This is a genomic window from Pseudomonas sp. LBUM1666 (genome assembly GCF_059695775.1).
Window position 1 is genome coordinate 1,288,928 of record NZ_CP166789.1, and the last position, 25,085, is coordinate 1,314,012.

General features: G+C 60.4%; 22 protein-coding genes. 14 read left to right on the forward strand and 8 right to left on the reverse strand.

Translation table 11 applies throughout. From position 1 onward, the window contains the following. Window positions 1–36 precede the first annotated feature (36 nt). On the forward strand, window positions 37–651 hold the full coding sequence (locus tag ACA056_RS05730; RefSeq protein WP_497271143.1) for an NAD(P)-dependent oxidoreductase: 615 nt from the start codon (window positions 37–39) through the stop codon (window positions 649–651). A gap of 210 nt (window positions 652–861) precedes the next feature. Here ACA056_RS05730 and ACA056_RS05735 read toward each other — a convergent pair whose 3' ends face one another. Further along, on the reverse strand, window positions 862–1,743 hold the full coding sequence (locus ACA056_RS05735) for a LysR substrate-binding domain-containing protein (protein WP_497271145.1): 882 nt from the start codon (window positions 1,741–1,743) through the stop codon (window positions 862–864). A gap of 159 nt (window positions 1,744–1,902) precedes the next feature. Here ACA056_RS05735 and ACA056_RS05740 point away from each other — a divergent pair, with 159 nt between their 5' ends. From ACA056_RS05740 to ACA056_RS05765, 6 genes are all read left to right on the forward strand, one after another. After that, window positions 1,903–3,540: a 5-guanidino-2-oxopentanoate decarboxylase gene (locus ACA056_RS05740; RefSeq protein WP_497271147.1), complete on the forward strand. Its 1,638-nt coding sequence runs from the start codon at window positions 1,903–1,905 to the stop codon at window positions 3,538–3,540. Continuing rightward, window positions 3,537–4,985: an aldehyde dehydrogenase family protein gene (locus ACA056_RS05745; protein WP_497271149.1), complete on the forward strand. Its 1,449-nt coding sequence runs from the start codon at window positions 3,537–3,539 to the stop codon at window positions 4,983–4,985. The genes ACA056_RS05740 and ACA056_RS05745 overlap by 4 nt, the downstream gene beginning before the upstream one ends. A gap of 218 nt (window positions 4,986–5,203) precedes the next feature. Continuing rightward, entirely contained in the window at window positions 5,204–6,307 is a 1,104-nt protein-coding gene (locus ACA056_RS05750; RefSeq protein ID WP_497271151.1) for an extracellular solute-binding protein, read from the forward strand. 195 nt (window positions 6,308–6,502) lie between these two features. After that, a complete protein-coding gene (locus ACA056_RS05755) occupies window positions 6,503–7,411 on the forward strand; it encodes an ABC transporter permease (RefSeq protein WP_282482150.1) in 909 nt (302 codons plus the stop codon). Next, window positions 7,408–8,256, forward strand: coding sequence for an ABC transporter permease (locus ACA056_RS05760; RefSeq protein ID WP_429429354.1), 849 nt, complete (start codon window positions 7,408–7,410; stop codon window positions 8,254–8,256). The genes ACA056_RS05755 and ACA056_RS05760 overlap by 4 nt, the downstream gene beginning before the upstream one ends. Window positions 8,257–8,271: 15 nt before the next feature. After that, complete coding sequence (locus ACA056_RS05765) at window positions 8,272–9,327, forward strand: ABC transporter ATP-binding protein (protein WP_497271154.1); 1,056 nt, start codon at window positions 8,272–8,274, stop codon at window positions 9,325–9,327. A 323-nt stretch (window positions 9,328–9,650) separates the two neighbouring features. Here ACA056_RS05765 and ACA056_RS05770 read toward each other — a convergent pair whose 3' ends face one another. Further along, entirely contained in the window at window positions 9,651–10,580 is a 930-nt protein-coding gene (locus ACA056_RS05770; RefSeq protein ID WP_497271156.1) for an AraC family transcriptional regulator, read from the reverse strand. Between the two features lie 335 nt (window positions 10,581–10,915). Between ACA056_RS05770 and ACA056_RS05775 the strand changes: the two genes are divergently transcribed. After that, window positions 10,916–11,269: a putative quinol monooxygenase gene (locus ACA056_RS05775; RefSeq protein ID WP_192410323.1), complete on the forward strand. Its 354-nt coding sequence runs from the start codon at window positions 10,916–10,918 to the stop codon at window positions 11,267–11,269. 42 nt (window positions 11,270–11,311) lie between these two features. Further along, window positions 11,312–11,542 (forward strand): hypothetical protein, encoded by a 231-nt coding sequence (locus ACA056_RS05780; RefSeq protein WP_056741355.1) that lies wholly within the window; start codon window positions 11,312–11,314, stop codon window positions 11,540–11,542. On the opposite strand, the gene ACA056_RS05785 is transcribed toward ACA056_RS05780, so the two are convergent. The 5 genes from ACA056_RS05785 to ACA056_RS05805 form a co-directional block, all read right to left on the reverse strand. Continuing rightward, on the reverse strand, window positions 11,543–12,172 hold the full coding sequence (locus ACA056_RS05785) for a flavin reductase family protein (RefSeq protein WP_497271159.1): 630 nt from the start codon (window positions 12,170–12,172) through the stop codon (window positions 11,543–11,545). It abuts the gene before it with no gap. 244 nt (window positions 12,173–12,416) lie between these two features. After that, complete coding sequence (locus ACA056_RS05790) at window positions 12,417–13,736, reverse strand: MFS transporter (RefSeq protein ID WP_497271161.1); 1,320 nt, start codon at window positions 13,734–13,736, stop codon at window positions 12,417–12,419. 363 nt (window positions 13,737–14,099) lie between these two features. Next, the gene (locus ACA056_RS05795; RefSeq protein ID WP_497271163.1) at window positions 14,100–15,431 is read right to left on the reverse strand and encodes a sigma-54-dependent transcriptional regulator; all 1,332 of its coding nucleotides are present in this window, start codon (window positions 15,429–15,431) and stop codon (window positions 14,100–14,102) included. Beyond that, a complete protein-coding gene (locus ACA056_RS05800) occupies window positions 15,425–17,191 on the reverse strand; it encodes a sensor histidine kinase (RefSeq protein ID WP_497271165.1) in 1,767 nt (588 codons plus the stop codon). The genes ACA056_RS05795 and ACA056_RS05800 overlap by 7 nt, the downstream gene beginning before the upstream one ends. A 159-nt stretch (window positions 17,192–17,350) precedes the next feature. Then, complete coding sequence (locus ACA056_RS05805) at window positions 17,351–18,874, reverse strand: fumarate hydratase (protein ID WP_057960547.1); 1,524 nt, start codon at window positions 18,872–18,874, stop codon at window positions 17,351–17,353. 530 nt (window positions 18,875–19,404) lie between these two features. Here ACA056_RS05805 and ACA056_RS05810 point away from each other — a divergent pair. Genes ACA056_RS05810 through ACA056_RS05820 form a run of 3 tightly spaced genes read left to right on the forward strand, consistent with a single transcriptional unit; the run spans window position 19,405 to window position 22,217 of the window. Next, a complete protein-coding gene (locus ACA056_RS05810) occupies window positions 19,405–20,511 on the forward strand; it encodes a GGDEF domain-containing protein (RefSeq protein WP_497271167.1) in 1,107 nt (368 codons plus the stop codon). Continuing rightward, window positions 20,504–21,439, forward strand: coding sequence for an iron-sulfur-binding ferredoxin reductase (locus tag ACA056_RS05815; RefSeq protein WP_497271169.1), 936 nt, complete (start codon window positions 20,504–20,506; stop codon window positions 21,437–21,439). Before ACA056_RS05810 ends, ACA056_RS05815 begins: the two co-directional genes overlap by 8 nt. A gap of 28 nt (window positions 21,440–21,467) precedes the next feature. Beyond that, the gene (locus ACA056_RS05820) at window positions 21,468–22,217 is read left to right on the forward strand and encodes an enoyl-CoA hydratase-related protein (protein WP_497271171.1); all 750 of its coding nucleotides are present in this window, start codon (window positions 21,468–21,470) and stop codon (window positions 22,215–22,217) included. A gap of 184 nt (window positions 22,218–22,401) precedes the next feature. Here ACA056_RS05820 and pyk read toward each other — a convergent pair whose 3' ends face one another. Further along, window positions 22,402–23,853 carry a pyruvate kinase gene (pyk, locus tag ACA056_RS05825; RefSeq protein ID WP_497271173.1) on the reverse strand — a complete coding sequence of 484 codons (1,452 nt, stop codon included), beginning with the start codon at window positions 23,851–23,853 and terminating at the stop codon, window positions 22,402–22,404. Between the two features lie 157 nt (window positions 23,854–24,010). Here pyk and ACA056_RS05830 point away from each other — a divergent pair, with 157 nt between their 5' ends. Further along, on the forward strand, window positions 24,011–24,397 hold the full coding sequence (locus ACA056_RS05830) for a tetratricopeptide repeat protein (RefSeq protein WP_497271175.1): 387 nt from the start codon (window positions 24,011–24,013) through the stop codon (window positions 24,395–24,397). A gap of 241 nt (window positions 24,398–24,638) precedes the next feature. Continuing rightward, window positions 24,639–24,998: a PilZ domain-containing protein gene (locus ACA056_RS05835; RefSeq protein WP_282375439.1), complete on the forward strand. Its 360-nt coding sequence runs from the start codon at window positions 24,639–24,641 to the stop codon at window positions 24,996–24,998. Window positions 24,999–25,085 lie beyond the last annotated feature (87 nt).

The window sequence follows — 25,085 nt, forward strand, 5'->3', positions numbered from 1 at the left end:
TTCACCTACTCACACTGATCCACACTGGAGAACGTCATGAGCAAGATCGCAATCATTGGTGCTACCGGTCGCGCCGGTAGCCAACTGCTGGAAGAAGCCCTGCGTCGTGGTCACAGCGTTACCGCCATCGCCCGCGACACCTCGAAGATCGGTCAGCGTACCGGTGTGGTCACCAAGAATGTCGATGCCCTTGATGCCGACGCGTTGCAAGCGGCCGTTGCGGGTCATGACGTGGTGATCAGCGCTGCGCACTTCGCGACCCTTCCTGCCAGCGCCGTGATCGGGCCGGTGAAGAAGGCGGGGGTGCAACGTCTGCTGGTGGTGGGCGGTGCCGGTTCGCTGTTGCTGCCGGACGGAACCCGCGTGATCGACAGCGACGGTTTTCCGCAGGCGTACAAGGCTGAGGCCAATGCCGGTGCGCTGTTTCTGGAAAACCTGCGGCAGGAAAAAGAGCTGGACTGGAGCTTTGTGTCGCCGTCGGCAGAGTTTGTCGAAGGTGAGCGCACGGGGACGTTTCGGATCGGCAAAGATGATTTGCTGGTGAGTAGCGAAGGGCGTAGCTGGGTTACTTTTGCTGATTATGCGATTGCGATGATCGATGAAGTGGAAGCGCCGAAGCATTCTCGGCAGCGGTTCACCGTCGGTTATTGAGCTGAAAGCCACCCCTCACCCTAACCCTCTCCCGGAGGGAGAGGGGACTGACCGAGGTGTTCTTTCGAGTTACATCGACCTGAAATTCCGAGTCGAGCTCAGGTTCTGAAAAGCATGCAGATCGGCCCCCTCTCCCCTCTGGGGCGGTCCGACGTTTCGGGAGGGCTGGGGTGAGGGGTGGATCTAACTGACACACCACGCCACACACATTCACCGCGCCTGAGCCTGCTCCACCAACCACCCCATCAACTCGCGCAACTTCGGCGAAGGCCCGGGTTTTTCAGGGAAAACCAGGTAATACGCCAACCCGGTCTTCACCTTCAATTCAAACGGCATGACCAGCCGCCCGGCACTCAAATCATCACCAATCAGCGACCAATCCCCGATCGCCACGCCTGTCCCTTGGGACGCCATCGACATCGCCAGGTCCAGCGTTTCGAAATGCTGACCCTTGCCGACATTGCTCAAGCGAATATCCGCAGTGGCCAGCCAGGCCTTCCAGTCCCGTTCATCCCGGGTCGGGTGCAGCAGCATGTGTTGCTCCAGATCCTCCGGCGTCAGCAGCGGCACCGGACCTTCGAGCAACGGCTTGGAGCAGACCGGTGTCAGCTGCTCATCAAACAGATGTTGAGACACCAATGAACTGTCCGGCGGTGCGCCATACACCACCGCTGCATCGAACTGTTCGCGATGAAAATCCACGCCGTGTTTGACCGTGGTGGTCAATTCCACCGGCACATCCGGGCGCTCCCGTTGCCACTGCAACAGCCGCGGCAACAGCCAGCGCATGACACACGTCGGGGCCTTGAGTTGCAGGGTTTCGCGCTTCTCGCCGATCTGCTCCACCGCCTCGTCGATCAGACCGAAAATCTGCTGGACCCGTGGCAGCCATTCCCGTCCTTCAGCGGTCAGGCTCAAGCCTCGAGCCTGGCGAATGAACAGTTCATAACCCAGATGTTCTTCCAGCCCGGCGATCTGCCGACTCACCGCACCTTGGGTGATGTACAGCTGTTCAGCAGCACGGGTGAAGTTGCAGCACTGCGCGGTAATCAGAAAAGTGTGCAGCGCCGGCAGGGGAGGCAATCGTTTCATTGGGATCCAAGGTATGACGTGAGGACATGGCTAGTATGACTTTTTATCCATTGTTGCGGCTACGTGTCGCCCGTTCCAATGAGGCCATCCCTGGACCTGCCCACGCATCATAAACACTGCGCAGGCCCGGCGTCTCAAACGAACAAAAAGGGCAAAGACATGGCGACGTGCGGCGAAGTATTGGTCAAGTTACTCGAAGATTACGGAGTTGAGCAGGTGTTCGGCATTCCCGGGGTTCACACCGTGGAGCTGTACCGCGGGCTGGCCCGTTCGAGCATCAACCACGTCACTCCGCGTCACGAACAGGGCGCCGGTTTCATGGCCGACGGTTACGCTCGCACCAGCGGCAAACCGGGTGTGTGCTTCATCATCACCGGCCCTGGCATGACCAACATCACCACCGCCATGGGCCAGGCCTACGCCGACTCGATCCCGATGCTGGTGATCTCCAGCGTGCAATCGCGCAGCCAGTTGGGCGGCGGTCGCGGCAAGCTGCACGAGCTGCCAAACCAGAGCGCATTGGTCGGTGGCGTGGCGGCGTTCTCCCACACCTTGATGTCGGCGGCTGAATTGCCGGGCGTCTTGGCGCGTGCCTTTGCTCTGTTCCAGGCCGGCCGTCCGCGTCCGGTTCACATCGAAATTCCTTTGGATGTATTGGTCGAAGAGGCCGATGACCTGCTCGCCAGCGTACCCGTGAACATCGACCGCGCCGGTGCCTCGCCGAGCGCAATCAGCCGCATGACTGCGTTGCTGGCCGGTGCCAAGCGCCCATTGATTCTCGCCGGTGGCGGCGCCATCGATGCCGCCGCCGAGTTGACTGAACTGGCCGAGTTGCTGGACGCCCCGGTGGCCCTGACCATCAATGCCAAAGGCATGCTCGAATCCAACCATCCTTTGTTGATCGGCTCGACCCAGAGCCTGGTCGCGACTCGCGCTTTGGTGGCTGAAGCTGACGTGGTGTTGGCGATCGGCACCGAACTGGCCGAAACCGATTACGACGTCACCTTCGCCGGCGGTTTCGAGATTCCTGGCGTGCTGCTGCGTGTGGACATCGACCCGGACCAGACCGTGCGCAACTACCCGCCGAAAGTCGCGTTGGTAGCCGACTCGCGCAACGCGGCTCAAGCCTTGCTGAGCGAATTGTCCCACCACTCGCTGGCCGAGCGCCGTAACGATTGGGGCCAGGTCCGTGCCGCACGCTTGCGCGACGAACTGGCCGCCACCTGGGACGCTCCGACCCTGGCCCAGACCCGTTTCCTGGAAACCGTCTTGCACGAACTGCCAAACGCAGTCTTCGTCGGCGATTCGACCCAACCGGTGTACACCGGCAATCTGACGTTCAACCCGGAGCGCCCGCGTCGCTGGTTCAACTCGTCCACCGGTTACGGCACCCTCGGTTACGCCTTGCCGGCAGCCATTGGCGCCTGGCTCGGTGGCAGCGTTGAAAACGGCGCGCGTCCTCCGGTGGTGTGCCTGATCGGCGACGGCGGCCTGCAATTTACCCTGCCGGAACTGGCCAGCGCCGTTGAAGCGCGCACTCCGGTGATCGTCCTGCTGTGGAATAACCAGGGCTACGAAGAGATCAAGAAATACATGGTCAACCGCGCCATCGAGCCGGTGGGCGTGGACATCTACACCCCGGACTTCATCGGTGTCGCCAAAGCGCTGGGCTGTGCAGCCGAAGCCGTCTGCGGTGTTGAGCAACTGCGCAGCGCACTGCGTGCCGCCGCCGATCGCCAGGGGCCGACCCTGATTGAAATCGATCAGACCGTGTGGATGAAGGCGGTGTCGAAATGACTTTTCCAACCACTTTGGATGGCCTGTTCATCGATGGCCAATGGTCCGCTGGCAACGAACACCTGCGCGTGATCAACCCGGCAACCGAAGCCCTGTTGACCACCGTGAACGGCGGCGATGAGCGGGCTGTGGAGCAAGCCGTCACTGCCGCAACCAACGCCTTCAAGGAATGGTCGAAAACCACCGGCGCCGAGCGCGGCGCGATCCTGCGAAGAATCGCCGCTGGCGTGCAGGCCGGGCGTGACCACTTGATGAAGTTGCAATCGAGCAACAACGGCAAACCGCTGTTCGAAGCCGCCATCGACGTTGACGACGTGATCGCCACCTTCGAGTACTACGCAGGTCTGGCCGAAGGGCTCGATGCCAAGCAAGACAGCAATGTCGAGCTGCCAACCGACGACTTCAGCGCTCGTCTGCGTCGTGAACCCGCAGGTGTTGTCGGCCTGATCGTGCCATGGAACTTCCCGATGGTTACCACCGCCTGGAAACTCGCCCCGGCCCTGGCCGCCGGCTGCTGCGTGGTGCTCAAACCGTCCGAAGTCACGCCGCTGCCAGAATTGGAATTGGCCGCGATCATCGCTGAGGCCGGTCTGCCCAAGGGCGTGTTCAACCTGGTCTGCGGCACCGGCCTGGCGGTCGGCGCGCCGTTGTCCGCTGATCCGCGCATCGCCAAAATTTCCTTCACCGGCAGCAACGCCGTCGGTGTTCAAGTCATGCAACGTGCCGCAGAAACCGTGAAGGGCGTGAGCCTGGAACTGGGCGGTAAATCCTCGCTGCTGGTGCTCAAAGACGCTGACATCGAACTGGCCGTGGAAGTGGCCTGTGGTGGCGGGTTCTTCAACGCCGGGCAGATGTGCTCGGCCACCAGCCGCGTGCTGGTCGCCGATGAACTGGCGGACGAATTCCTCATCCGTTTGAAGGCCCGCGCCGAAGCCATTCGCGTGGCCGACCCGTTCGACCCGAACGTGGAAATGGGCGCACTGGTCAACCAAGCGCAATACCAACGTGTACTCGGTCACATCGATCGAGGTTTGAGTGCTGGTGCCAAGCTGGTTTGCGGCGGTAATCGTCCGGCAGACCTGTCGCGCGGCTATTTTTTGCAGCCGACGATTTTCACTGAAGTGCCCCTCGACAGTGCGCTGTGGTGTGAGGAGATTTTCGGGCCGGTGATTTGCGTGCGCAGTTTTGCCACCGAAGCCGAGGCGATTGCCCTGGCTAATGACAGCCAGTTCGGTCTGGTGGCCAGCGTGGTCACTCGCGACGCCGAAGCGGCAGATCGGGTCGCTAACGCTTTGCAGGCGGGGCTTGTGTGGATCAACGCGCCGCAAGTGATCTTCCCGCAGACCGCCTGGGGTGGCTACAAACAGAGCAGCATCGGCCGCGAATTGGGGCCGTGGGGCTTGCAGGCTTTCCAGGAAATCAAACACGTGATTCGAGCGGTCTGACGGCTCGAAAAGGGTCAGCGCATGCCTCGCGTTGAGGCATGCACTGGCGTCATGGCTTCAATGAGTTTTTATCGATAGTCAGGTGTTTTACACGACCTCAGGATGAACCCGTCGGCTCAGCGCAAGTCCTTTGAAACCGGGGGCTTTAAGCAGATCTGACCGCGCGGATGCAACGGTTGCGACCAACCTCATACTTAAAAAAACAAAGGGAGTCCTTCATGGGCGAGCATGATCTAAACAGACGTCAATTCATCAAAACCGTGGGCGTGGCGTCCGTAGCCGCGGCGGCCATGAGTTTGCCCTTCGTCAAGGCCAATGCCAGCGACACACGCTTCCAGGGCAAAACCCTGCGCCTGCTGACCTGGTCCGATGACACTGGCCTGGCAGCACTGCGCAACATCGCGGCAACCTTCGAAGACAAGTACGGCTGCAAGGTCATCGCTGACCGCACCGGCAGCACCTCGGAAATGGTCGCCAAACTCAAGGCCGGCGGTGATCGTCCGCAGTACGACATCATCACCCTGGCAGGCGTCGGCGCCGAAGGTCTGGCCGCGGCCAACCTGCTGGAAAAGCCCGACCTCAACCGCATTCCCAACCTGGTTGACGTACCGGAGAAATACCGCACCGGCGCCAATGGCCACGGCATCGGTTACCTGCTCTGGTGCAACAGCCTGGTTTACAGCACCCGCACCATCAAAGAAGCGCCGGACAGCTACGCCGCCCTGTGGGACGCCGAGCTGTCGCCGAACATCTTCCTGCCGCCGCCGAACTGGACCGAAGCGATGGACCTGATCATCATCGCCGCCAAACTGGCCGGTGGTGACGAACACAACATCGAGCCGGGCTTCAAGAAACTCGCCGAGCTGAAAGATCGCGTAGTGACCCTGGGTGAAAACCCGAACCAGATCGCCGAACTGTTCCGTACCGGCTCCCTGGACATGGGCGGCTTGTACGCACCGGCATTCTTCCCGAAACAGATTCGCGATCCGTCTTACGGTCTGGGCGCTACCTTCGGCATGAAGGAAGGCTTCTACACCGACCTGATGCTCTCGGTGATGCCGAAGAGTCGTCCGGGCGATATCGACCTGGCCTACGCCTTCATCAACCACTCTCTGGACCCACTGGTGCAGGGCAAGATGGCCGAGGACATCTACAACGGCCCGGTCAACGCCAAGGCGATCATCTCTGCCGAAGCACGCAAGAGCCCGTACATCCTCACGCCTGAGCAGATTGCCGAGAAGGCGATCATGCACGACAACGCCTTCCTGGCTTCCGTGCATGACCAATGGATTCGTCGTTACACGGAAATATTTTCTTCCTGATCGAGTGACGAACACAGGATCTTCAACCACTGAAGATCCCCTGTGGGAGCGAGCCTGCTCGCGATTGCGGACTGACATTCACCGATGATGTTGGCTGACACACCGCTATCGCGAGCAGGCTCACTCCTACATGGGGTCGATGTAGTTTCCAGGACTTGTGTTTGTCAGCTGCTTTCCATTGACGAGACCCTTGCTATGGAACACCAACCTCTGACTCATCCGGTCGCCGTCGCTCCAGTGCGCACCAATCGGGGTGTTTCGCCGACGACGCGTGCCTGGTTTTTCCTGTCGCCGTCGATGCTGTTTCTGGGCGTATTGATCGCCGCCAGCCTCCTGGTTCTGCGCATGAGCGTGGGCACCAAGGGCGCGGAATGGACCGGGTTCAGCCTGGCCAGTTACGCCCAATTGCTGGAACCGTATTACCTCAAATCCTTGCTGCTGACCCTGCGCCTGGCCTTGATCAGCGCGGTGATCGCCGTCGTGCTGGCGATCCCGGTGGCCTACACCATGTCGCGGCTGACCTCACCGTTTGTGCGACGGATCTTCCTCGCCGCGGTGCTGCTGCCATTGCTGGTCAACCTGCTGCTGCAAAGCTACGGCTGGCTGGTGATTCTCGGCCCTGGCGGGATGCTCAACCAGGCGCTGATGGGCCTGGGCCTGATCAAGCGCCCGATCATGCTGCTCTACAACCAGAACGGCGTACTGATGGGCCTGGTGCAAACCGCGTTCCCGTTGGCCGTGCTGCCGATTGCCAGCGCCATGCGCGGCGTCGCCCGTACCTACGAAGAAGCCGCCGCAACGTTGGGCGCGAGTCGCTTGCAGGTGTTCCGCCAAGTGGTGCTGCCGATGAGTATGCCGGGGATCATCACTGGCGCGACGTTGGTATTCGCCTACAACGCCAGCAGCTTCGTGGTGCCTTTGCTGCTCGGTGGCCGACGCGTGCCGATGCTGGCCGTGATGGTCCATGACCAGATCGCTCCGCTGATGAACTGGCCCGCCGCTTCCGCTGCCGGTGTGGTGCTGATTGTCACCACGCTCGCGATCATGACCTTGTCCGAATACATCACTGGCCGTCGTCGGCGCATGCTGGAGGCTTCCCAATGAGCACCCTGATCAAAAAGCGTTATGGGCTGCTGCCCGGCGAGACCGGCAAGTTTGCCGGCATCCTGTCGGGCTTCATCCTGCTGCTGGCGGTGTTGCCGATCCTGACCATGATCGTGATGTCGTTCAGCGGTGCGTCGAACCTCGACTTTCCGCCGAGCAGCTATAGCCTGCAATGGTACAAGGCCGCCTGGAACACCTTCGTGTCGCCGGATTCCAGCGATGTGCTGAGCCTCGGCAAAGCCATGACCACCAGCCTGATGGTGGCCTGCCTGACCATGATTTTCGCCACGATTATCGCGGTGCCAGCAGCCTATGCCCTGACCCGTTGCGAGTTCCGCGGTAAAGCCGTGGCGCTGCAACTGATGTCGCTGCCGTTGGTGTTTCCGATGGTGGTGTTGGGACTGGCGCTATTGCTGGTGTTCGACAGCCTGCCGTTCCACATCACCACCTCGCGATTGGTAATTGCCCACGTGATTCTGGCGCTGCCATTCGTGGTGAAAAACTGCACCGCCGCGATGCTCTCCATCGGCAGCGAAGTCGAAGAAGCCGCGCAGATGCTCGGCGCTTCACCGACCCGGGCGATTATCGATGTGGTGGTGCCGCTGATGAAGTCGGGGATTCTGGCGGGGATGCTGCTGGCGTTCATCGTCTCGTTCAACGAATTCACCGTGACCTACTTCCTCTACACCATCGACGTCATGACCGTGCCGATCTGGATGTACAGCCGCACCGTGTCTTCGCTCGACCCAACCGTTTTCTCGTTTGCCGTGCTGATCGTGCTGATCGACTTCGTCCTGATCTGGGCGTTGGAGAAGCTGGTTGGTGAAGGTGGCGTTTCGTTCTGATTCTTGAGGTGCAACATGACTGGTCTGATTCTGGAAAACGTCGAGAAACATTACGGCTCGGCCTGCGCGGTAAAGGATGTAAACCTGCATTTGCCTGAGGGCAAACTGGTGTGTTTTCTCGGCCCTTCGGGTTGCGGCAAAACCACGTTGCTGCGAATGATCGCAGGGCTTGAAACCCTGAGCGGCGGCGAGATTCGCCTGGACGGTGAAGACATCGGCCACACGCCGGCGCATCAACGTAATTTCGGCATGGTGTTTCAATCGCTGGCGCTGTTCCCGCACATGACGGTGGGGGAGAACATCGCCTATCCGCTGAAACTGCGTGGCGTCAGCAAGGCTGCTCAGCAGGCGCGGGTGGTGGAGTTGCTGCAACTGATTCAGTTGCAGGAAATGATCGACCGTCCGGTGTCGAAACTCTCTGGCGGTCAACGTCAGCGCGTGGCGATTGCCCGGGCGATTGCCAATCACCCGAAAATTCTGCTGCTCGACGAACCACTGTCGGCGCTGGACGCCAAGCTGCGTGAATCGATGCAGGTGGAAATCCGTCAACTGCAACAACGCTTGAACATCACCACCATCCTGGTGACCCACGACCAGCGTGAAGCCATGACCATGGCGGATATCGTTGTGGTATTGGGTGAACATCGGGTGCAGCAAGTGGGCACGCCGATTGAAATCTATCGTCACCCGGCCAACGAGTTTGTTGCGGACTTTATCGGCTCGGGCAACATCTTCCCGGCCACCGCGCTGGGCAACGGGAAAGTTGGCTTGCCGGGTGGCGATGCACTGGAAGTGCCGATCTGCAGCAGCATCGTGGTGGGTGAGAAAGTGAAGATGCTGATTCGCCCTGAGGACCTGCAACTGTCTCATCCACAGGCGACGGCGGGGAATCGGTTGCTCGGTAAGGTGACGTTCGTGCGTGATATTGGCGCGACGATTGAAACGACCGTGGAGTGTTCCGGGGTGTCGTTTACGGCGTTGAGTACGCCGTGTCAGGGGTTTGGGTTGAGCATTGGCAATCCGGTGTCGGTGACCCTTCCGGCCGAGGCGTGCCGCGTACTCGGTGCCTGATTTTGTTTCCTACCTTTAGAACCACCCCTCACCCCAGCCCTCTCCCCAGAGGGGAGAGGGAGCCGACGGAGGTGTTCTTTCGAGTGACATCGACCTGAAAATCCGAGTCGAACTCAGGCTTTGAAAAGCGTGGAGATCGGCTCCCTTTCCCCCTCTCCCCAGGGGTAGAGGGGGCTGGCCGAGGTGTTCTTTCGAGTGACATCGACCTGAAGTATCGAGTCGAACTCAGGCCATGAAAAGCATGAAGATCTGCTCCCTTTCCCCCTCTCCCCTCTGGGGAGAGGGCTGGGGTGAGGGGTGGATTTTGACGGCAATACACAACCTCAAACCGTCAACCGCAACCGCGCCAAATCCCGCAACGGCGGAGCCCCGAACAATCGGCTGTACTCACGGCTGAATTGCGAAGGGCTTTCATACCCCACCCGATACCCCGCCGCCGAAGCCTCCAACCCTTCCGCCAGCATCAACCGCCGCGCTTCTTGCAGGCGCAGTTGCTTCTGATACTGCAACGGACTCATCGCCGTCATCGCCTTGAACCGGTGATGCAACGTCGACACACTCAGGTTCACTTCCTTCGCCAGATCATCGATGCGCAACGGCTGTTCATAGTTGCCGTTGAGCCATTTGATCGCCTGGCTGATGCGATGGCTCTGGCTGTTGGCGATAGCGATTTCGTACAGCCGATGACCCTGCTGGCTGCGCAATAGTCGATACAGGATTTCCCGGCGAATCAGCGGTGCGAGCATGGCGATGTCTTTCGGCGCATCCAGCAAACGTGCCAAACGCAACACCGCGTCAAGCATTGCGGTGTCGATTCGTTCGACATACAAACCTCGTCCCGTCGGCCGGGTGGGCACACCGAGAGGACCGGCATCGGCAATCAGCGCAGTGATTTCCGCCGGGTCGATATCCAGCCGCACCGCGAGGATCGGTTCTTCAGACGTGACGTTCACCACTCGTCCGCTCAATGGCATCGAGACAGACACCACCAGGTAATTCAGCGGATCGTAATTGAAGTATTCATCGGCCAGCCTGACCTCTTTACGGCCCTGCGCCATGATGCACAGCGCGGGTTGCGCCAGTACCGGGGCAAACTCATGGGACTTGCTATGGCGCGACATGAACAGCGAGCCGACGGCAGTCGCATAAGTGCCATCCTCCGCCGTGTTATGGCGAATGATAGCGGCCAGTTCCGCGCGCTGTTTCTCCATGTCGGCATCCAGCGGGGCTTTAAAGTGATCGAGCGACGACATGCAAGGCATCCTCGGTGGGGCGTCAGTAATGAGGCGAGCTTAAGTTTGTGCAAGACGAAGCGGTAGACACATCCTGCCTCAACCTTGCCTGATTCTGCACGGAGTGGATTAGCGGCACCTCTATGACAGGGCAGGCCAAGGAAAACTTGCTTGAAAGGCCTGTTTCATTGGCACCAAGGCTTTTACAGGTTGTTACAGGTTTTTCGAGAAGCCGCGCAGGATTGTGCAACAAGCCGGCAGGAATCGACTAACCGTGCTTCTACTTGCGCGCTTAACCTTTGATCCTGTCGCAGCCCGTCCCACGGCTGCTACTCGACTACCTGGGAGGGTTGAACATGTCTACGCAGATCCCCGTCAGTCATATGGCCTTTGTCCGCGCCCGCGCCGGGCGTTCGGCGGAACTCGGTGCGCGCCTGAGCGCTTTGATCGAGCCGTCCCGCAGCGCGCCGGGTTGCCTGAATTTTGCCCTGCAACATTCGCAGTGCGATCCGGAGTTGTGGCTGGTGTCCGGTTTCTGGATGAACCAGCAGGCCATGACCGCTTATTTCAGCACCCCGGCCATGCAGATTTTTGCCGGGTTGGTGCAAGACCTGGTGGTTAACAGCCTGGATTTTCATACCTTCAAGGACGTGTCGGCCGCCCAGGCGCAGGGGCAGTCCCAGTCATGGGTACACAAAATGGCGGGTTGAGGGTTTAATGGCTCAATTCTCCATTCAGCCAGGATCCACGACATGGCACGCAAAGCCTTTGAAACCTTCGAAGCCGTATCTGCCGTAGTACCCCGTGAAGGCGGTTATCACGCCGCAATCGCCACCAAGGCCATCGGTGGTTCGGGTGCACCGCGCTTTCACAAGCTGCTCGAAGAACAGACCTTCAAAACTGCCCGCGAGGCCGATGAAGCCGCTGCGCTGCAGTTGACACACCTCAAAGACGTCAGCGAAGACGGCGACCTGATCTGGTGATTACTTGACCGCCCCCGGGCGATACATCTTGAACAACGCCTCAGGCCCCAGCTGGAAATAATCCGCTGGCCCGCCGCCGCGCAGGATCGGTTCTGCCGCGGCGGTGTCGTACACCCCATCCATCAACAGCCATTTGGCGATATGCACGGCGACCACTTCGCCGAGAATCAGCCAGCTCGGCACCACGTTGCCATCGGCCCGCTGCAACTGAATGATCTGCGTGACCTTGCACTCGAAGGACACCGGGCTTTCGGCGACGCGCGGCACCTGAATGATTTTCGACGCTGCGGGGGTTAGCCCGGACAGCTCGAACTCGTTGACCTCAGGTCCGACCATGGCAGAGCACTGGTTCATCTGCTCGGCCAGCGGACGGGTTGCCAGGTTCCAGGCGAATTCGCCGGTTCGCTCGATGTTATTCAGGCTGTCTTTGCGCCCGACACTGGAAAAACCAATGATCGGCGGAATGTAGTTGAACGCGTTGAAGAAACTGTAAGGCGCCAGGTTCAGGCGGCCATCGGCATCCTGGGAGGAAATCCAGCCAATGGGACGCGGGCCGACGATGGCGTTGAACGGGTCATGCGGCAGGCCGTGGCCGTTGGCGGGTTCGTAGAAATGGATGTCGTCGGGCATGGATGGCGTTCCTGGGGCATATTCGGAGATCGCGCCATAGTGCTGGGACGAACGGATAATTTCCAGCGATGAGATCCAAATGTGGGAGCGAGCCTGCTCGCGAAGGCGGTGTGTCATTCAGCATTGATGTTGACTGAAAAACCGCTTTCGCGAGCAGGCTCGCTCCCACAAGGTTCTGTGTCGACGCAATTAAAAAGGGGCAGACCCGTTAAGGTCTGCCCCTGTTTTTATTGCGCGGGCTGACTCAGTCCGTTTCGATCCGCGAATGTTTGCGGGTGTCTTTCATGGTCACGTAGACCACCAACGACACGGCAATACACGCGGTGACATACCAGTAGTAACCGGTTTCCATGCCGATGCTCTTGAACCACAGTGCGATGTATTCAGCGGTGCCGCCGAAGATCGACACGGTGAGCGCGTACGGCAGGCCGACGCCCAGGGCGCGGATTTCGGTCGGGAACAGTTCGGCTTTGACCACCGCGTTGATCGAGGTGTAGCCGCTGACGATGATTAGCGCTGCCATGATCAGGAAGAACGCGCCCCACCAGGTCTGGACGGTGTGCAGGGTGGTCAGGATCGGCACGGTGAACAGCGTCCCGAGAATACCGAAGGCAATCAGGATTGGCCGGCGACCGACTTTATCCGAGAGCCCGCCAATGATCGGTTGCAGGCACATGAACAGGAACAGCGTGGCGGCCGAAATAGTGGTGGAGTCGGAGATGCTCATGCCGACGGTATTCACCAGGTATTTCTGCATGTACGTGGTGTAAGTGTAGAACGCCAGGGTGCCGCCCATGGTCAGGCCGACCACGGTCATCAGTTCCTTCGGATGGCGCATCAAGGTGCGCATGGCGCTTTCCTTGGCCTTTTCTTTCTTGGTGAACGACTCGGTTTCTTCCATGCCACGACGCAGGTAGAGCGCGACCACGGCACACAGCGCGCCGATGGCGAACGGGATGCGCCAGCCCCAGGCGTACAGCTCTTCAGTGGTCAGGGTCTGTTGCAGCACGATCAGCACCGCCAACGCGATGAGCTGACCCGAGATCAGGGTCACGTACTGGAAGCTGGAGTAGAAGCCGCGACGATCTTTGGTCGCCATCTCGCTGAGGTACGTTGCCGAGGTGCCGTACTCGCCACCGACCGACAGGCCCTGCAGCAGGCGGGCGAAAATCAGCAGGATCGGTGCGCCAATGCCAATGGTTTCATAACCAGGGCTCAGGGCAATCAGCAGCGAGCCGAAACACATCAGATACACCGAAGCCATCAGTGCTTTCTTGCGACCGGCCTTGTCGGCGTAGAGGCCCATCAACCAGCCACCGATCGGGCGCATCAGGAAGCCCACGGCGAAGATCGCGGCGGTGTTCAGCAGTTGTGCGGTGGTGTCGCCTTTCGGGAAAAAGGCCTTGGCGAAGTACAGGGAGAAGGCGGCGTAGACATACCAGTCGTACCACTCGACCATGTTGCCGACAGAGCCGCTGAAGATCGATTTGATGCGACTGGCAGTGGTTCTTTCTTTGGCAGGCGAAGCTGCCGACCCAAGAGGCAAGGCGTTGGAGTTATCCATTGAAGGATCCTTCGTTTAATTGTTTTTGTGGAGCGCGTTGAAACGCAGCCTGCTTGGGCTATAGCAGGAGATGTGCCAAGGGGAGGAGGGCCGGTTTAGAGGGGTTTTGAAACTTGAGTGAGCGGAAATCCGCTTGTTCTGGCTTGGTTGTAGGCGGAAATTTGCTTATTGCGGGAGGGCCACCCCTCACCCTAACCCTCTCCCCAGGGGGGAGAGGGGGCTGACCGAGGTGATCTCTCGAGGTACATCGACCTGAAATGTCGAGTCGAACTCAGGACTTGGAAATCATGGAGATCTGCTCCCTTTCCCCCTCTCCCCCATGGGGAGAGGGCTGGGGTGAGGGGTGGATTTCACGGCTGAACATTACTCCCCCAAAAACATCTCCCGACTCAACCCATGCCGCTGCATCTTTTCATTGAACGTCCGACGCGGCAGTTGCAGCTCTTCAAGCACCGCTTTCACATCGCCTTTATACCGGGTCAACGCTGCGCGCAGACAATGCGCTTCAAACGCTTCCGCCTGCGCCGCCAGCGATTGCCCAGGATCGATCCCCATCGGTTCCGGCTCGCCCAGTCCCAACACCTGGCGCTCGGCGACGTTCGCCAATTCGCGCACATTGCCCGGCCAGTCGTGGCTCAGCAGGTGGCTCAACTGCGGGCCGCTCAGCGGTGGAAAAGTGCGCCCCAAACGCTCTGCGGCATTTTGCGCAAACGACTCGAACAATAACGGAATGTCTTCACGCCGCTCGCGCAACGGTGGTAGCCGCAACTCGGCCACGTTCAACCGATAGGCCAGATCCTCGCGAAAGCGTCCGGCCCGGGCTTCGTCCAGCAAGTCGGGTTTGGTCGCGGCGATGATTCGCAAATCCACGCGGATGCTCTGATTGGAGCCCAACCGCTCCAGCTTCTGCTCCTGCAAAACCCGCAGCAATTTCACCTGCTGGGCCAGCGGCATGCTTTCGATTTCATCGAGAAACAGCGTGCCGCCATCGGCGTATTCGAGCTTGCCGATGCGTTTGCCCGAGGCGCCGGTGAACGCGCCGCTCTCGTGGCCGAACAGCTCGGCCTCGAACAACTGCTCGGGGATCGCCGCACAGTTCAATGCCACAAACGGTTTGTCGGCACGCGGACCGAAGTCGTGCAGGCAACGGGCAACCAATTCCTTGCCGCTGCCGGTTTCACCGCGAATCAACACATTGACCGGCAGCGTCGCTAGGTCCAGCACTTGTCGACGCAGCGTCTGCAAACCACGGGACACGCCCAACAGCGTCGCATCGAGTTTGGCGCGGTTGTCCGCCTGCTCGTGCAGGGCGCGGTTCTCCAGTACCAGCCGCCGTTTGTCCAGCGCACGGCGCAGGCTGCCGAGCAGGGTTTCGGGGCTGAAGGGTTTCTCAAGGAAATCGTAGGCGCCATCGCGCATCGCTTCGACCGCCATCGGCACATCGCCGTGACCGGTCAGCAGAATCACCGGCAAGTCGGCATCGCGGCGCTGAACCTCGGCCAGCAGTTCCAGGCCGGTCATGCCCGGCATGCGCACGTCGCTGAGGATCACCCCGGGGAAATGCTTCGGCAACTGCGCCAGGCACTCATCGGCGCGGCTGAACAGCTGCACCTCGAACCCGGACAGGCTCAGCCATTGTTCGACGGCACTGCGAATACTGCTTTCGTCGTCGACGACCATCACTGAATTCAGCATGAGCCAGGGGCCTCCAGGTCGATGGGCAAAGTCACGGTGAACACCGCGCCGTTTGCATGATTGTCGGCGCTCAGTCGTCCGCCCGATTCGTGAACGATGGCAAAGGATACGGCCAGCCCGAGGCCCAGGCCATCACCCACCGGTTTAGTGGTGAAGAACGGATCAAACACGTTGGCCAAATGCTCTTCGGCAATGCCACCACCGTTGTCGGTGACGGTCAGGCGCCAGAGTTGTTCGTCGGCTTCGAGACGGATTTCCAGGCGTTTGCAGGGTTTGTCCTGCATGGCGTCCAGGGCATTGCGCAGCAAATTGATCAGCACCTGTTCCAGACGAATCGCATCGCCACGCACCCAGGCCGGACGCGTCAGGTGCAGCACCGTGCTGACCTGTTCATCGCGCAACCTTGTGTCGAGCAACTGCAATGATTGGTCAACCACCGCCGCCAGGTCCAGGCGTTCGCGCAAACCGCTGGGGCTTTTGCGGGCGAAGGTTTTCAGGTGGCCGGTGAGGGCGGCCATGCGTGTCAGCATGTCATCCACCGGTTTGAGTGCCTTGTAAGCGTCGTCGACGCGACCGTGATCGAGCAGCAGCCTCAGAGTAGCAAGCTGCATGCGCTGGGCGGTCAGCGGCTGGTTGATTTCATGAGCCAGCGCGGCAGACATCTGGCCGAGCGCGGCGAGTTTGGCCGATTGCACCAGACCGTCCTGAGCGGTGCGCAGGTCGCGGGTGCGTTCTTCCACCAGTTGTTCGAGCTCTTCACGACTGCGCTGGCGCAGCTTGGCCAGACGCCAGCGCTGATTGAGAAACAGCAACAGAAACACCACCGCCAGCCACAACCCGGCGGCAGCGAGCCCGGCGTTGCGGCTGTCTTCGAACGCAACTTGCGGGCGGCGCAGCAGGTGCAACGTCCAGCCTTCAGTGCTCAGCGGCAGCGATTCCCACAGGTAATTCGCCGTCCCGTCAGGACCCACGACCCGCGTCAGATCACTGTTGTCGTCGAAGCGCCGCACCGATTGATACTCGAGCGGTGTCAGCGGTTGTTTGTCGTATTGGCGGGTGGCCTTGAGTTCGGCGTGATCGCTATCACTCAACGGTTTCAACAGGCGATAGCGCCAGCCCGGCTGATTGGCGATGAAGATAATCCCGCGTGCATCGCTGACCAGCAGCGTGTCGCTGCCCTGACGCCACTCGCGCTCCAGTTCCGGAAACTCGAGTTTCACCACCATCGCGCCGAGGAACTGGCCGTCGTCACCGGTGACCGCGCTGGACAGGAAGTAACCGGGAATGCCGCTGGTCACGCCCACCGCGTAAAAGCGCCCGGTGCCCTGGGTGCGGGTCTGGCTGAAGTAGGGGCGAAAGCCATAGTTGTGGCCGACGTAACTGCTGGGTAAGCGCCAGTTGCTGGCGGCCACCGCGAGACCGGTGTGGTCCAGCAGTTCCAGAGTCGATGATTGCGCCGCGCCGTTGATCTTTTCCAGTTTGCGGTTCAGTGCGTCCTGCTGTTCAGCGGATACCGAACCCTTGAGCGCGGCGCGCAATTCCGGGTCTAGCGCCAATACGGCGGGCAGAGCGCGGTAGCGGTCGATCAGTGTGTGCAGGGAATTGGCGTATAGCGACAATTGCTGATTGGCGCGGGCGGCGTCTTCGACCAAGGCCTGGCGTTCTGCGTGACGTATTGACACGGTGGCCGCGATCGCAGCGCCGACGAGGATAAGAAGGGTGTACAGCATTATGCGCAAGGAGCGAGAAGACTCAAACATGCTTGGCGTTACACAAGTGTGCGGGGGGGCACCATATCATGACGAAGTTAGGCATTCCCACGCTCAAATCCACCTCCCTCAGCCTATATATATAAACGACCATTAAAAAAGGCGACAAGAGCATGGCTCATGTCGCCTTTTATTTGTCAGTCGAAGCGCTTACTGCACTTCCACCGCCAGGCTTTCACTGATCTTTTTCTGCCAGATGGCAGGACCGGTGATGTGTACCGACTCACCCTTGCTATCAACCGCAACGGTAACCGGCATGTCTTTGACGTCGAACTCGTAGATCGCTTCCATGCCCAGTTCGGCGAAAGCCACCACGCGGGATTTCTTGATGGCTTGTGCCACCAGGTAAGCCGCGCCGCCGACTGCCATCAGGTAAACGGCTTTGTGGTCCTTGATCGCTTCGATCGCGGTCGGGCCGCGTTCGGATTTTCCGATCATGCCCAGCAGACCGGTTTGCTCGAGGATCTGACGGGTGAACTTGTCCATCCGCGTTGCGGTGGTCGGACCGGCAGGACCAACCACTTCTTCGCGCACCGGATCAACCGGGCCGACGTAGTAGATGAAGCGACCTTTCAGGTCCACTGGCAGGGTTTCACCCTTGTTCAGCATCTCGACCATGCGCTTGTGCGCGGCGTCGCGACCGGTGAGCATCTTGCCGTTGAGCAGGACGGTTTCGCCCGGCTTCCAGCTCTGCACGTCTTCCGGGGTCAGGGTGTCGAGGTTGACGCGACGGGCCGACGGGCCGGCTTCCCAGACGATTTCCGGGTAGGCGTCCAGCGGTGGCGCTTCCAGCGAGGCCGGGCCGGAACCGTCGAGCACGAAGTGCGCGTGACGGGTGGCGGCGCAGTTCGGGATCATGCACACCGGCAACGAAGCGGCGTGGGTCGGGTAATCCATGATCTTCACGTCGAGCACGGTGGTCAGGCCACCCAGGCCCTGGGCGCCGATGCCCAGTTGGTTGACCTTCTCGAACAGCTCCAGGCGCATCTCTTCGATACGGTTGGACGGGCCGCGCTTTTTCAGCTCGTGAATGTCGATGGACTCCATCAACACTTCCTTGGCCATGACGGCGGCTTTCTCGGCGGTGCCGCCGATGCCGATGCCGAGCATGCCCGGTGGGCACCAGCCGGCGCCCATGGTCGGAACGGTTTTCAAAACCCAGTCGACGATCGAATCGGACGGGTTGAGCATGGCCATTTTCGACTTGTTCTCGGAACCGCCGCCCTTGGCCGCCACGTCCACTTCCACGGTGTTACCCGGAACGATGGAGTAGTGGATAACAGCCGGGGTGTTGTCCTTGGTGTTTTTACGAGCGCCCGCCGGGTCGGCGAGGATCGAGGCACGCAGAACGTTTTCCGGTAGGTTGTAAGCCCGGCGCACGCCTTCGTTGATCATGTCGTCCAGGCCCATGGTGGCGCCATCCCAACGTACGTCCATGCCCACGCGAACGAAGACGGTAACGATGCCGGTGTCCTGGCAAATCGGGCGGTGGCCGGTGGCGCACATCCGCGAGTTGATCAGGATTTGCGCCATGGAGTCACGGGCCGCTGGCGATTCTTCGCGCAGGTAGGCTTCGTGCATCGCCTGGATGAAGTCAACGGGGTGGTAATAGGAAATGAACTGCAGGGCGTCGGCAACGCTCTGAATCAGGTCGTCTTGCTTGATCACGGTCATGAGTCGCGCTCCTCTAAAAGACGGGAACATTCAATAAGGTGCTTGCAGCTTGGGTGCATCGGTCGGTTGCAAGCACCTTTACAAGGCACGCCGGGGCTGCTGGCGCGACGCTAAAAAGGCGCGGCAGTATAACGCGCCTCGGTTCCAGGCACACCCGCCGGTAGTCAATCGTTGGTCGCATAGGATTGGGGGTGGTTGGGGAGATCCACCCCTCACCCCAACCCTCTCCCCACGGGGGAGAGGGGGAGAGGGGGAGAGGGGGAAAGGGGGCCGATTTGTGTTGGTTTCAAATCTGAGTTCGGCTCGATATTTCAGGTCGCAGAATTTCTTATAAACACCTCGGTCAGTCCCCTCGCCCCCTGGGGAGAGGGTTAGGGTGAGGGGAAATGGTGTACACGCGTAGTCATGGCATTGACGCCAGTTTTCTGCCCCGAAAATTGAATGGTCATTTATCAGGCACGCTACTAAAGTGGCATTCGGTCTGTAGAGTAGGACACTCAAGCAGCCTCCTTCGCACGGTGAGTCAACGATTGACCCATAACGCCATCCAGCGCTTGTTGCTCAAACGCTTCGCCCTCGCAGCCGGCACCTACGCCCTGGCTTTGTTGCTGTTGTGGCTGGCGTTTTTCACCGGTCATTACGATGAATCCCTCTCCAATGTGGCCATCGGCAGTGCGCTGGTGGTCATCAGCCAAGCCGCGTTGTTCGCGGTGTTTTACAGTGGCTGCAACCTGCGTTTCTCCGACCCCAGCCTGACTGAAGCGCAAGTGTTGCTGGGGCTGGGTTGGCAAACCTGGCTGATAGCCCATCTGGACGAGGCACGCGGCGCGTTCCTGGTGTTCTATGTGCTGATTCTGCTGTTCGGGTTGTTCCATCTTTCGCGCCTTGCCTTTCTGCGGTGCACGCTGTTGGTGTTCGGCAGTTTCAGCGCGATCACGCTGTGGGAGGGTTACCACTTCCAGTTACCCGACCCGGCGCTGGCCGCGTTGCAGGTGTGCGTGCTGCTCATCGTGTTGGTCTGGCTGGAGCTTTATGCCCGTCACGTCCAGGCCTCCCGTCAACGCATGCGTCAGCGCCGATTTGCCTTGCAGGCGCATCAGGACACCCTGCGCGGGATGATGCGTCAGCTCGAAGACCTGGTGGCTACCGACGAACTGACCGGGCTGTTTAATCGCCGGCATTTCCTGCGTCTGGCCTCCCGTGAGCTGAAGGCCATGGACGCCGGTGTCATGCATGGCCTGGCGCTGATCGACCTCGACCATTTCAAACGGATCAACGATGTGCACGGCCATGCCGCCGGTGATCAGGTGCTGCAAGCCTTTGCCGCCGTGGCCACTGCCTGCTTGCGCGATGGCGATGTTCTGGCCCGTTACGGTGGCGAAGAATTCGTCGTGCTGTTGCCCGATTGCAACGCCGAGCGCTTGACCTCCTGTTGCGAGCGGCTGCGCATTGCGTTCACCGATGTAGAACTGATCGGACTCAACGTCGCCCATCTCAGCTTGTCGGCGGGCATGACGTTGCTCGAACTGGGCGACGATCTCGATGAAGCTTTGCAGCGCGCCGATCAGGCGCTCTATCGCGCCAAGCGAGACGGCCGCAATCGTTGCGCGGCCGCGTGGGAGAACGTCGATGCCTGAGTTACGGGTCGGCGAACGCCAATGGTCGGTGGCGGCGGGCAGCAACTTGCTCGATGCGTTGAATCAGAACGGCGTATCGGTGCCCTACAGCTGTCGCGCCGGCAGTTGCCATGCCTGTCTGGTGCAATGTGTCCAAGGGCTGCCGAGTGACAGCCGCCCCGACGCCCTGAGCGCAGACCAACGACAGCAAGGCTGGCGCCTGGCGTGTCAGTGTCAGGTGGTCGAGGACTTGCAGGTGCACACCTTCGATCCGCAACAGGATGGCCGCCCGGCCGAGGTGACGGCTGTCGACTGGTTAAGCGCCAGCGTGTTGCGTTTGCGCCTGACCCCTCAGAGCCCGTTGCGCTACAGCGCCGGGCAGCATCTGGTGTTGTGGGCGGGCAACGTGGCGCGCCCGTATTCATTGGCCAGCCTACCGGAAGAAGACCGTTTTCTGGAGTTCCACCTCGATTGTCACCAGCCAGGTGAATTCAGCGACGCAGCCCGCCAGCTGAAAATCGGCGATTCGATCCGCCTCGGCGAGTTGCGCGGCGGGGCCTTGCATTACGACCCGGACTGGAACACCCGACCGCTTTGGCTGTTGGCCGCTGGCACGGGTTTGGGGCCGTTGTTCGGTATCTTGCGTGAAGCGCTGCGGCAAGATCACCAAGGTGCCATTCGCGTCATTCACCTGGCCCATGATGCCGAGGCGCATTACCTGGCCAAACCCCTGCAAGCCATGGCCGCCAGCCGCCCGAACCTGAGCATTGAGCTGTGGACAGCGGCCGAGTTGCCGGACGCTTTGGCGCAACTGCGGCTTGTTTCACGGCAAACCCTGGCCTTACTCTGCGGGGCCCCCGATAGCGTCGATGCCTTTGCCCGGCGCTTGTACCTGGCGGGATTGCCGCGCAATCAACTGCTGGCGGATGTCTTTGTTCTCCGCGGTTGAGCGCTGATTTTCAGACGCGAGACCCACCATGAGCGATGCCATCCAATTTGAACGTGAGCGCGGCCTGCTGACCCTGCGCCTCAACCGCCCTGACAAGAAAAACGCCCTGACCCGCGCCATGTACAGCCACTTGGCCGAAGCGCTGAAACTGGCGGATACCGACCCTGAAATCAACGCCGTGCTGATCACCGGCAGCGCCGAGTGCTTCACCGCCGGCAACGACATCGCCGACTTCATCCAGCAACCACCGAGCAACCTCGACAGCCCGGTGTTTCAGTTCATGCTCACCCTGCTCGAATGCCGCAAACCGGTGATCGCCGCCGTGGCCGGCGCTGCGGTGGGCATTGGCACGACGATGTTGCTGCATTGCGATCTGGTGTATGTCAGCCGCGATGCGCGCCTCCGCATGCCGTTCGTTAATCTCGGGTTATGCCCGGAGTTTGGTTCCAGCCTGATCCTGCCGCGACTGCTCGGGCAGGCCAAAGCCGCCGAGTTGTTGCTGCTGGGCGAAGGTTTCAGCGGTGAACAAGCCGCGCAGTGGGGCATTGCGACCGAAGCCTTGGACAGTGGCGAAGCGGCGTTGGCCAAGGCGCGAGAGATGGCGTTGCGTTTCGAGTCGCTACCACCGGAAGCGGTGCGTATCAGCAAGCAATTGATGAAAGCCCCGGACCGTGAACAACTGCGCAAGGCAATAGAAGAAGAGAGCGCACAGTTCACCCAACGGCTGCGCTCGCCGGAAGCGATTGCGGCGTTGACCGGGTTCATCAAACGGCATTGAGTCTGCGGCCGATCGTTCCCACGCTCTGCGTGGGAATGCCTCAACGGACGCTCTGCGTTCGGCTCTAGATGGGACGCAGAGAGTCCCGGGCTGCATTCCCACGCGGAGCGTGGGAACGATCATCGGAAAGCAAAAAGCCCCGCCATTCACATGGCGGGGCTTTTGTTTTTCAGCGGCCGGTCACTCAGACCATCGGGTCGCCAACGTGCAGGATTTTCATCCCGTTGGTGCCGCCGATGGTGTGGTAGCTGTCGCCCTTGGTCAGGATGACCCAGTCGCCTTTTTCGACTACGCCGCGTTTGAGCAACTCGTCGATCGCGGCCTGGCTGACTTGCTCAGGCGGCAGCGATGCCGGGTCGAACGGTACGGTGTAGACGCCACGGAACATGGCCGCGCGGGCCTGGGTTTCGCGGTGTGGGGAGAACGCGTAGATCGGCACCGAGGAACGGATGCGCGACATGATCAACGGCGTGTAGCCACTTTCGGTCAGGGCGATGATCGCCTTTACGCCCGGGAAGTGGTTGGCGGTGTACATGGCCGCCAGGGCGATGCTCTGGTCGCAGCTTTCGAAGACCTTGCCGATGCGGTGGCTGGAGGTCTTGCTGGTTGGGTGCTTTTCAGCGCCGATGCAGATGCGCGCCATGGCTTGCACCGCTTCCAGCGGGTACAGACCGGCAGCACTTTCAGCCGACAGCATGACGGCGTCGGTGTAGTCGAGCACGGCGTTGGCCACGTCGGACACTTCGGCGCGGGTCGGCATCGGGTTCTGGATCATCGACTCCATCATCTGGGTCGCCACGATCACAGCCTTGTTGTGGCGGCGTGCGTGCAGAATGATTTTCTTCTGAATGCCCACCAGCTCGGCGTCGCCGATTTCCACACCCAGGTCACCACGGGCCACCATGACGGCGTCGGAGGCATTGATCAGCGCGTCGAGGGTTTCGTCGTCAGCCACGGCTTCGGCGCGTTCGATCTTCGCCACCAGCCAGGCGGTACCGCCGGCTTCGTCGCGCAGTTTGCGTGCGTATTCCATGTCGGCGGCGTCACGCGGGAAGGACACCGCGAGGTAGTCGACTTGCATCTCGGCAGCGAGCTTGATGTCGGCCTTGTCTTTTTCAGTCAGGGCCGGAGCGGTCAAGCCGCCACCGCGACGGTTGATGCCTTTATGGTCGGACAGCGGACCGCCGATCAGTACGGTGCAATTCAGCTCGGTGGCATTGGCGGTATCAACGCGCATCACCACGCGTCCGTCGTCGAGCAGCAGCTCGTCGCCCACGCCGCAGTCTTTGACCAGATCCGGGTAGTCGATGCCGACGATGGTCTGGGTGCCTTCGGTCAGAGGATGGCTGGTGGAGAAGGTGAATTGATCACCGATCTTCAGCTCGATCTTCTTGTTGGCGAATTTGGCGATACGGATTTTCGGGCCTTGCAGGTCACCCAGCAGGGCGACGAAGCGGCCGTGCTTGGCAGCGAGGTCACGCACCAGCTTCGCGCGAGCCTTGTGCTCGTCGGGGGTGCCGTGGGAGAAGTTCAGGCGGGCGACGTCCAGGCCAGCCAGAATCAGCTGTTCGAGAACTTCCGGCGAGTTACTGGCCGGGCCAAGGGTAGCGACGATTTTGGTGCGACGGACGGACATGCATAGACTCCTGAGTTCAAGCGCTGAGTGAGGCTACTATGCTCTGCGGGTGTAGTCATTGTTCATGTGCACTACTTATTCGTTTGTTTATTGAAACGAACATTCCTGAAGATTTCCGCCAACGGGTCGATACAGAGCTCAAGACAGGAGAACCCCCATGCGATTCGTGCTCATTGCCGCCCTTGCCATCAGTGCCCTCAGCGTCGCGGGCTGCACCCGTTGGTCGATGAACCATCATTTGAATAACGCCTACAGCGCCTATGACCGCGGCAATTGCGAGCAGGTGACGCTCGAACTGTCCAAAGTCGAACGCGCCAGCCGCGCGCGGCCTTACGTGTGGCCGGAAGTGTCGATGTTGCGCGGGCTGTGCCTGGAGCGCCAGAAGCTATTTGTCGATGCGGCGCAAACCTACCAGTTCATCATCGCTTCGTACCCGCAAAGTGAATACGCCTTCCGCGCCCGCGCCCGCCTGGAAACCTTGCAGTCGCTGGGCCACTATCCGCTGCGCAGTGCTGCTGCGGTCGTGCGCCCGACGCAGTTCTGATTGTCCTGGTTGTTCAAAGGCTGGCTCACCGGCAGCGGTGAGCTATAGTCGAATAGATCGGTTTAGAGTCTTGCCTCTGATCGACGCAACACCTGTGATCGGCAGGAGTAAGCGGCAGCGGCTTTATGGACTGTCGCACCGGGATCTGGGAGAGCGCGCCCATGCCTCTGTATAAAAGAAGCAGGCCCGTTCCGAAGCATTAGTGCGGCTCTGCTTAAGAGCCTTGCTGGGCCATTTGCGCATGTTTACTGACCGCCGGATCGAGCGGCATCAACTGCCGTATTTTCTAAGAGTGTTCAACAGCGTCACCGACAAACCCATCGGCTTTCTGGGCAACGTGTCCGAAGACGGGCTGATGCTGATCAGTCAGTTGCCGATGATGATCGGCGCCGATTTCGATTTGCGCCTGAAAATCCCCGCCAGCAACGGCTGCATGCAGGTTATTGATCTTCAGGCGTGTTGCTTGTGGTGCCATGAAGACACGACCCCTCACCACTATGACGCCGGGTTCAGCCTGCAACGGGCGCCGCCGGAATATGGGCAATTGGTCAGCGCCTTGAAGCAATACTTCAGTTTTCAGCCGTTGCCTGCTTCGGCTTGAAGTAAATCGTCAACAGCTTCGCGAGCAGGCTCGCTCCCACAGTTGAATCGATGGTGAGCACAAAATTTGTGTCCACCGCAGAACCCA

Excerpts from the sequence above, each read along its gene's own strand:
- ACA056_RS05730 (WP_497271143.1), top strand. The coding sequence starts at position 37 with ATGAGCAAGATCGCAATCATTGGTGCTACCGGTCGCGCCGGTAGCCAA.
- ACA056_RS05735 (WP_497271145.1), bottom strand. The coding sequence starts at position 1,743 with ATGAAACGATTGCCTCCCCTGCCGGCGCTGCACACTTTTCTGATTACC.
- ACA056_RS05740 (WP_497271147.1), top strand. The coding sequence starts at position 1,903 with ATGGCGACGTGCGGCGAAGTATTGGTCAAGTTACTCGAAGATTACGGA.
- ACA056_RS05745 (WP_497271149.1), top strand. The coding sequence starts at position 3,537 with ATGACTTTTCCAACCACTTTGGATGGCCTGTTCATCGATGGCCAATGG.
- ACA056_RS05750 (WP_497271151.1), top strand. The coding sequence starts at position 5,204 with ATGGGCGAGCATGATCTAAACAGACGTCAATTCATCAAAACCGTGGGC.
- ACA056_RS05755 (WP_282482150.1), top strand. The coding sequence starts at position 6,503 with ATGGAACACCAACCTCTGACTCATCCGGTCGCCGTCGCTCCAGTGCGC.
- ACA056_RS05760 (WP_429429354.1), top strand. The coding sequence starts at position 7,408 with ATGAGCACCCTGATCAAAAAGCGTTATGGGCTGCTGCCCGGCGAGACC.
- ACA056_RS05765 (WP_497271154.1), top strand. The coding sequence starts at position 8,272 with ATGACTGGTCTGATTCTGGAAAACGTCGAGAAACATTACGGCTCGGCC.
- ACA056_RS05770 (WP_497271156.1), bottom strand. The coding sequence starts at position 10,580 with ATGTCGTCGCTCGATCACTTTAAAGCCCCGCTGGATGCCGACATGGAG.
- ACA056_RS05775 (WP_192410323.1), top strand. The coding sequence starts at position 10,916 with ATGTCTACGCAGATCCCCGTCAGTCATATGGCCTTTGTCCGCGCCCGC.
- ACA056_RS05780 (WP_056741355.1), top strand. The coding sequence starts at position 11,312 with ATGGCACGCAAAGCCTTTGAAACCTTCGAAGCCGTATCTGCCGTAGTA.
- ACA056_RS05785 (WP_497271159.1), bottom strand. The coding sequence starts at position 12,172 with ATGCCCGACGACATCCATTTCTACGAACCCGCCAACGGCCACGGCCTG.
- ACA056_RS05790 (WP_497271161.1), bottom strand. The coding sequence starts at position 13,736 with ATGGATAACTCCAACGCCTTGCCTCTTGGGTCGGCAGCTTCGCCTGCC.
- ACA056_RS05795 (WP_497271163.1), bottom strand. The coding sequence starts at position 15,431 with ATGCTGAATTCAGTGATGGTCGTCGACGACGAAAGCAGTATTCGCAGT.
- ACA056_RS05800 (WP_497271165.1), bottom strand. The coding sequence starts at position 17,191 with ATGTTTGAGTCTTCTCGCTCCTTGCGCATAATGCTGTACACCCTTCTT.
- ACA056_RS05805 (WP_057960547.1), bottom strand. The coding sequence starts at position 18,874 with ATGACCGTGATCAAGCAAGACGACCTGATTCAGAGCGTTGCCGACGCC.
- ACA056_RS05815 (WP_497271169.1), top strand. The coding sequence starts at position 20,504 with ATGCCTGAGTTACGGGTCGGCGAACGCCAATGGTCGGTGGCGGCGGGC.
- ACA056_RS05820 (WP_497271171.1), top strand. The coding sequence starts at position 21,468 with ATGAGCGATGCCATCCAATTTGAACGTGAGCGCGGCCTGCTGACCCTG.
- pyk (WP_497271173.1), bottom strand. The coding sequence starts at position 23,853 with ATGTCCGTCCGTCGCACCAAAATCGTCGCTACCCTTGGCCCGGCCAGT.
- ACA056_RS05830 (WP_497271175.1), top strand. The coding sequence starts at position 24,011 with ATGCGATTCGTGCTCATTGCCGCCCTTGCCATCAGTGCCCTCAGCGTC.
- ACA056_RS05835 (WP_282375439.1), top strand. The coding sequence starts at position 24,639 with ATGTTTACTGACCGCCGGATCGAGCGGCATCAACTGCCGTATTTTCTA.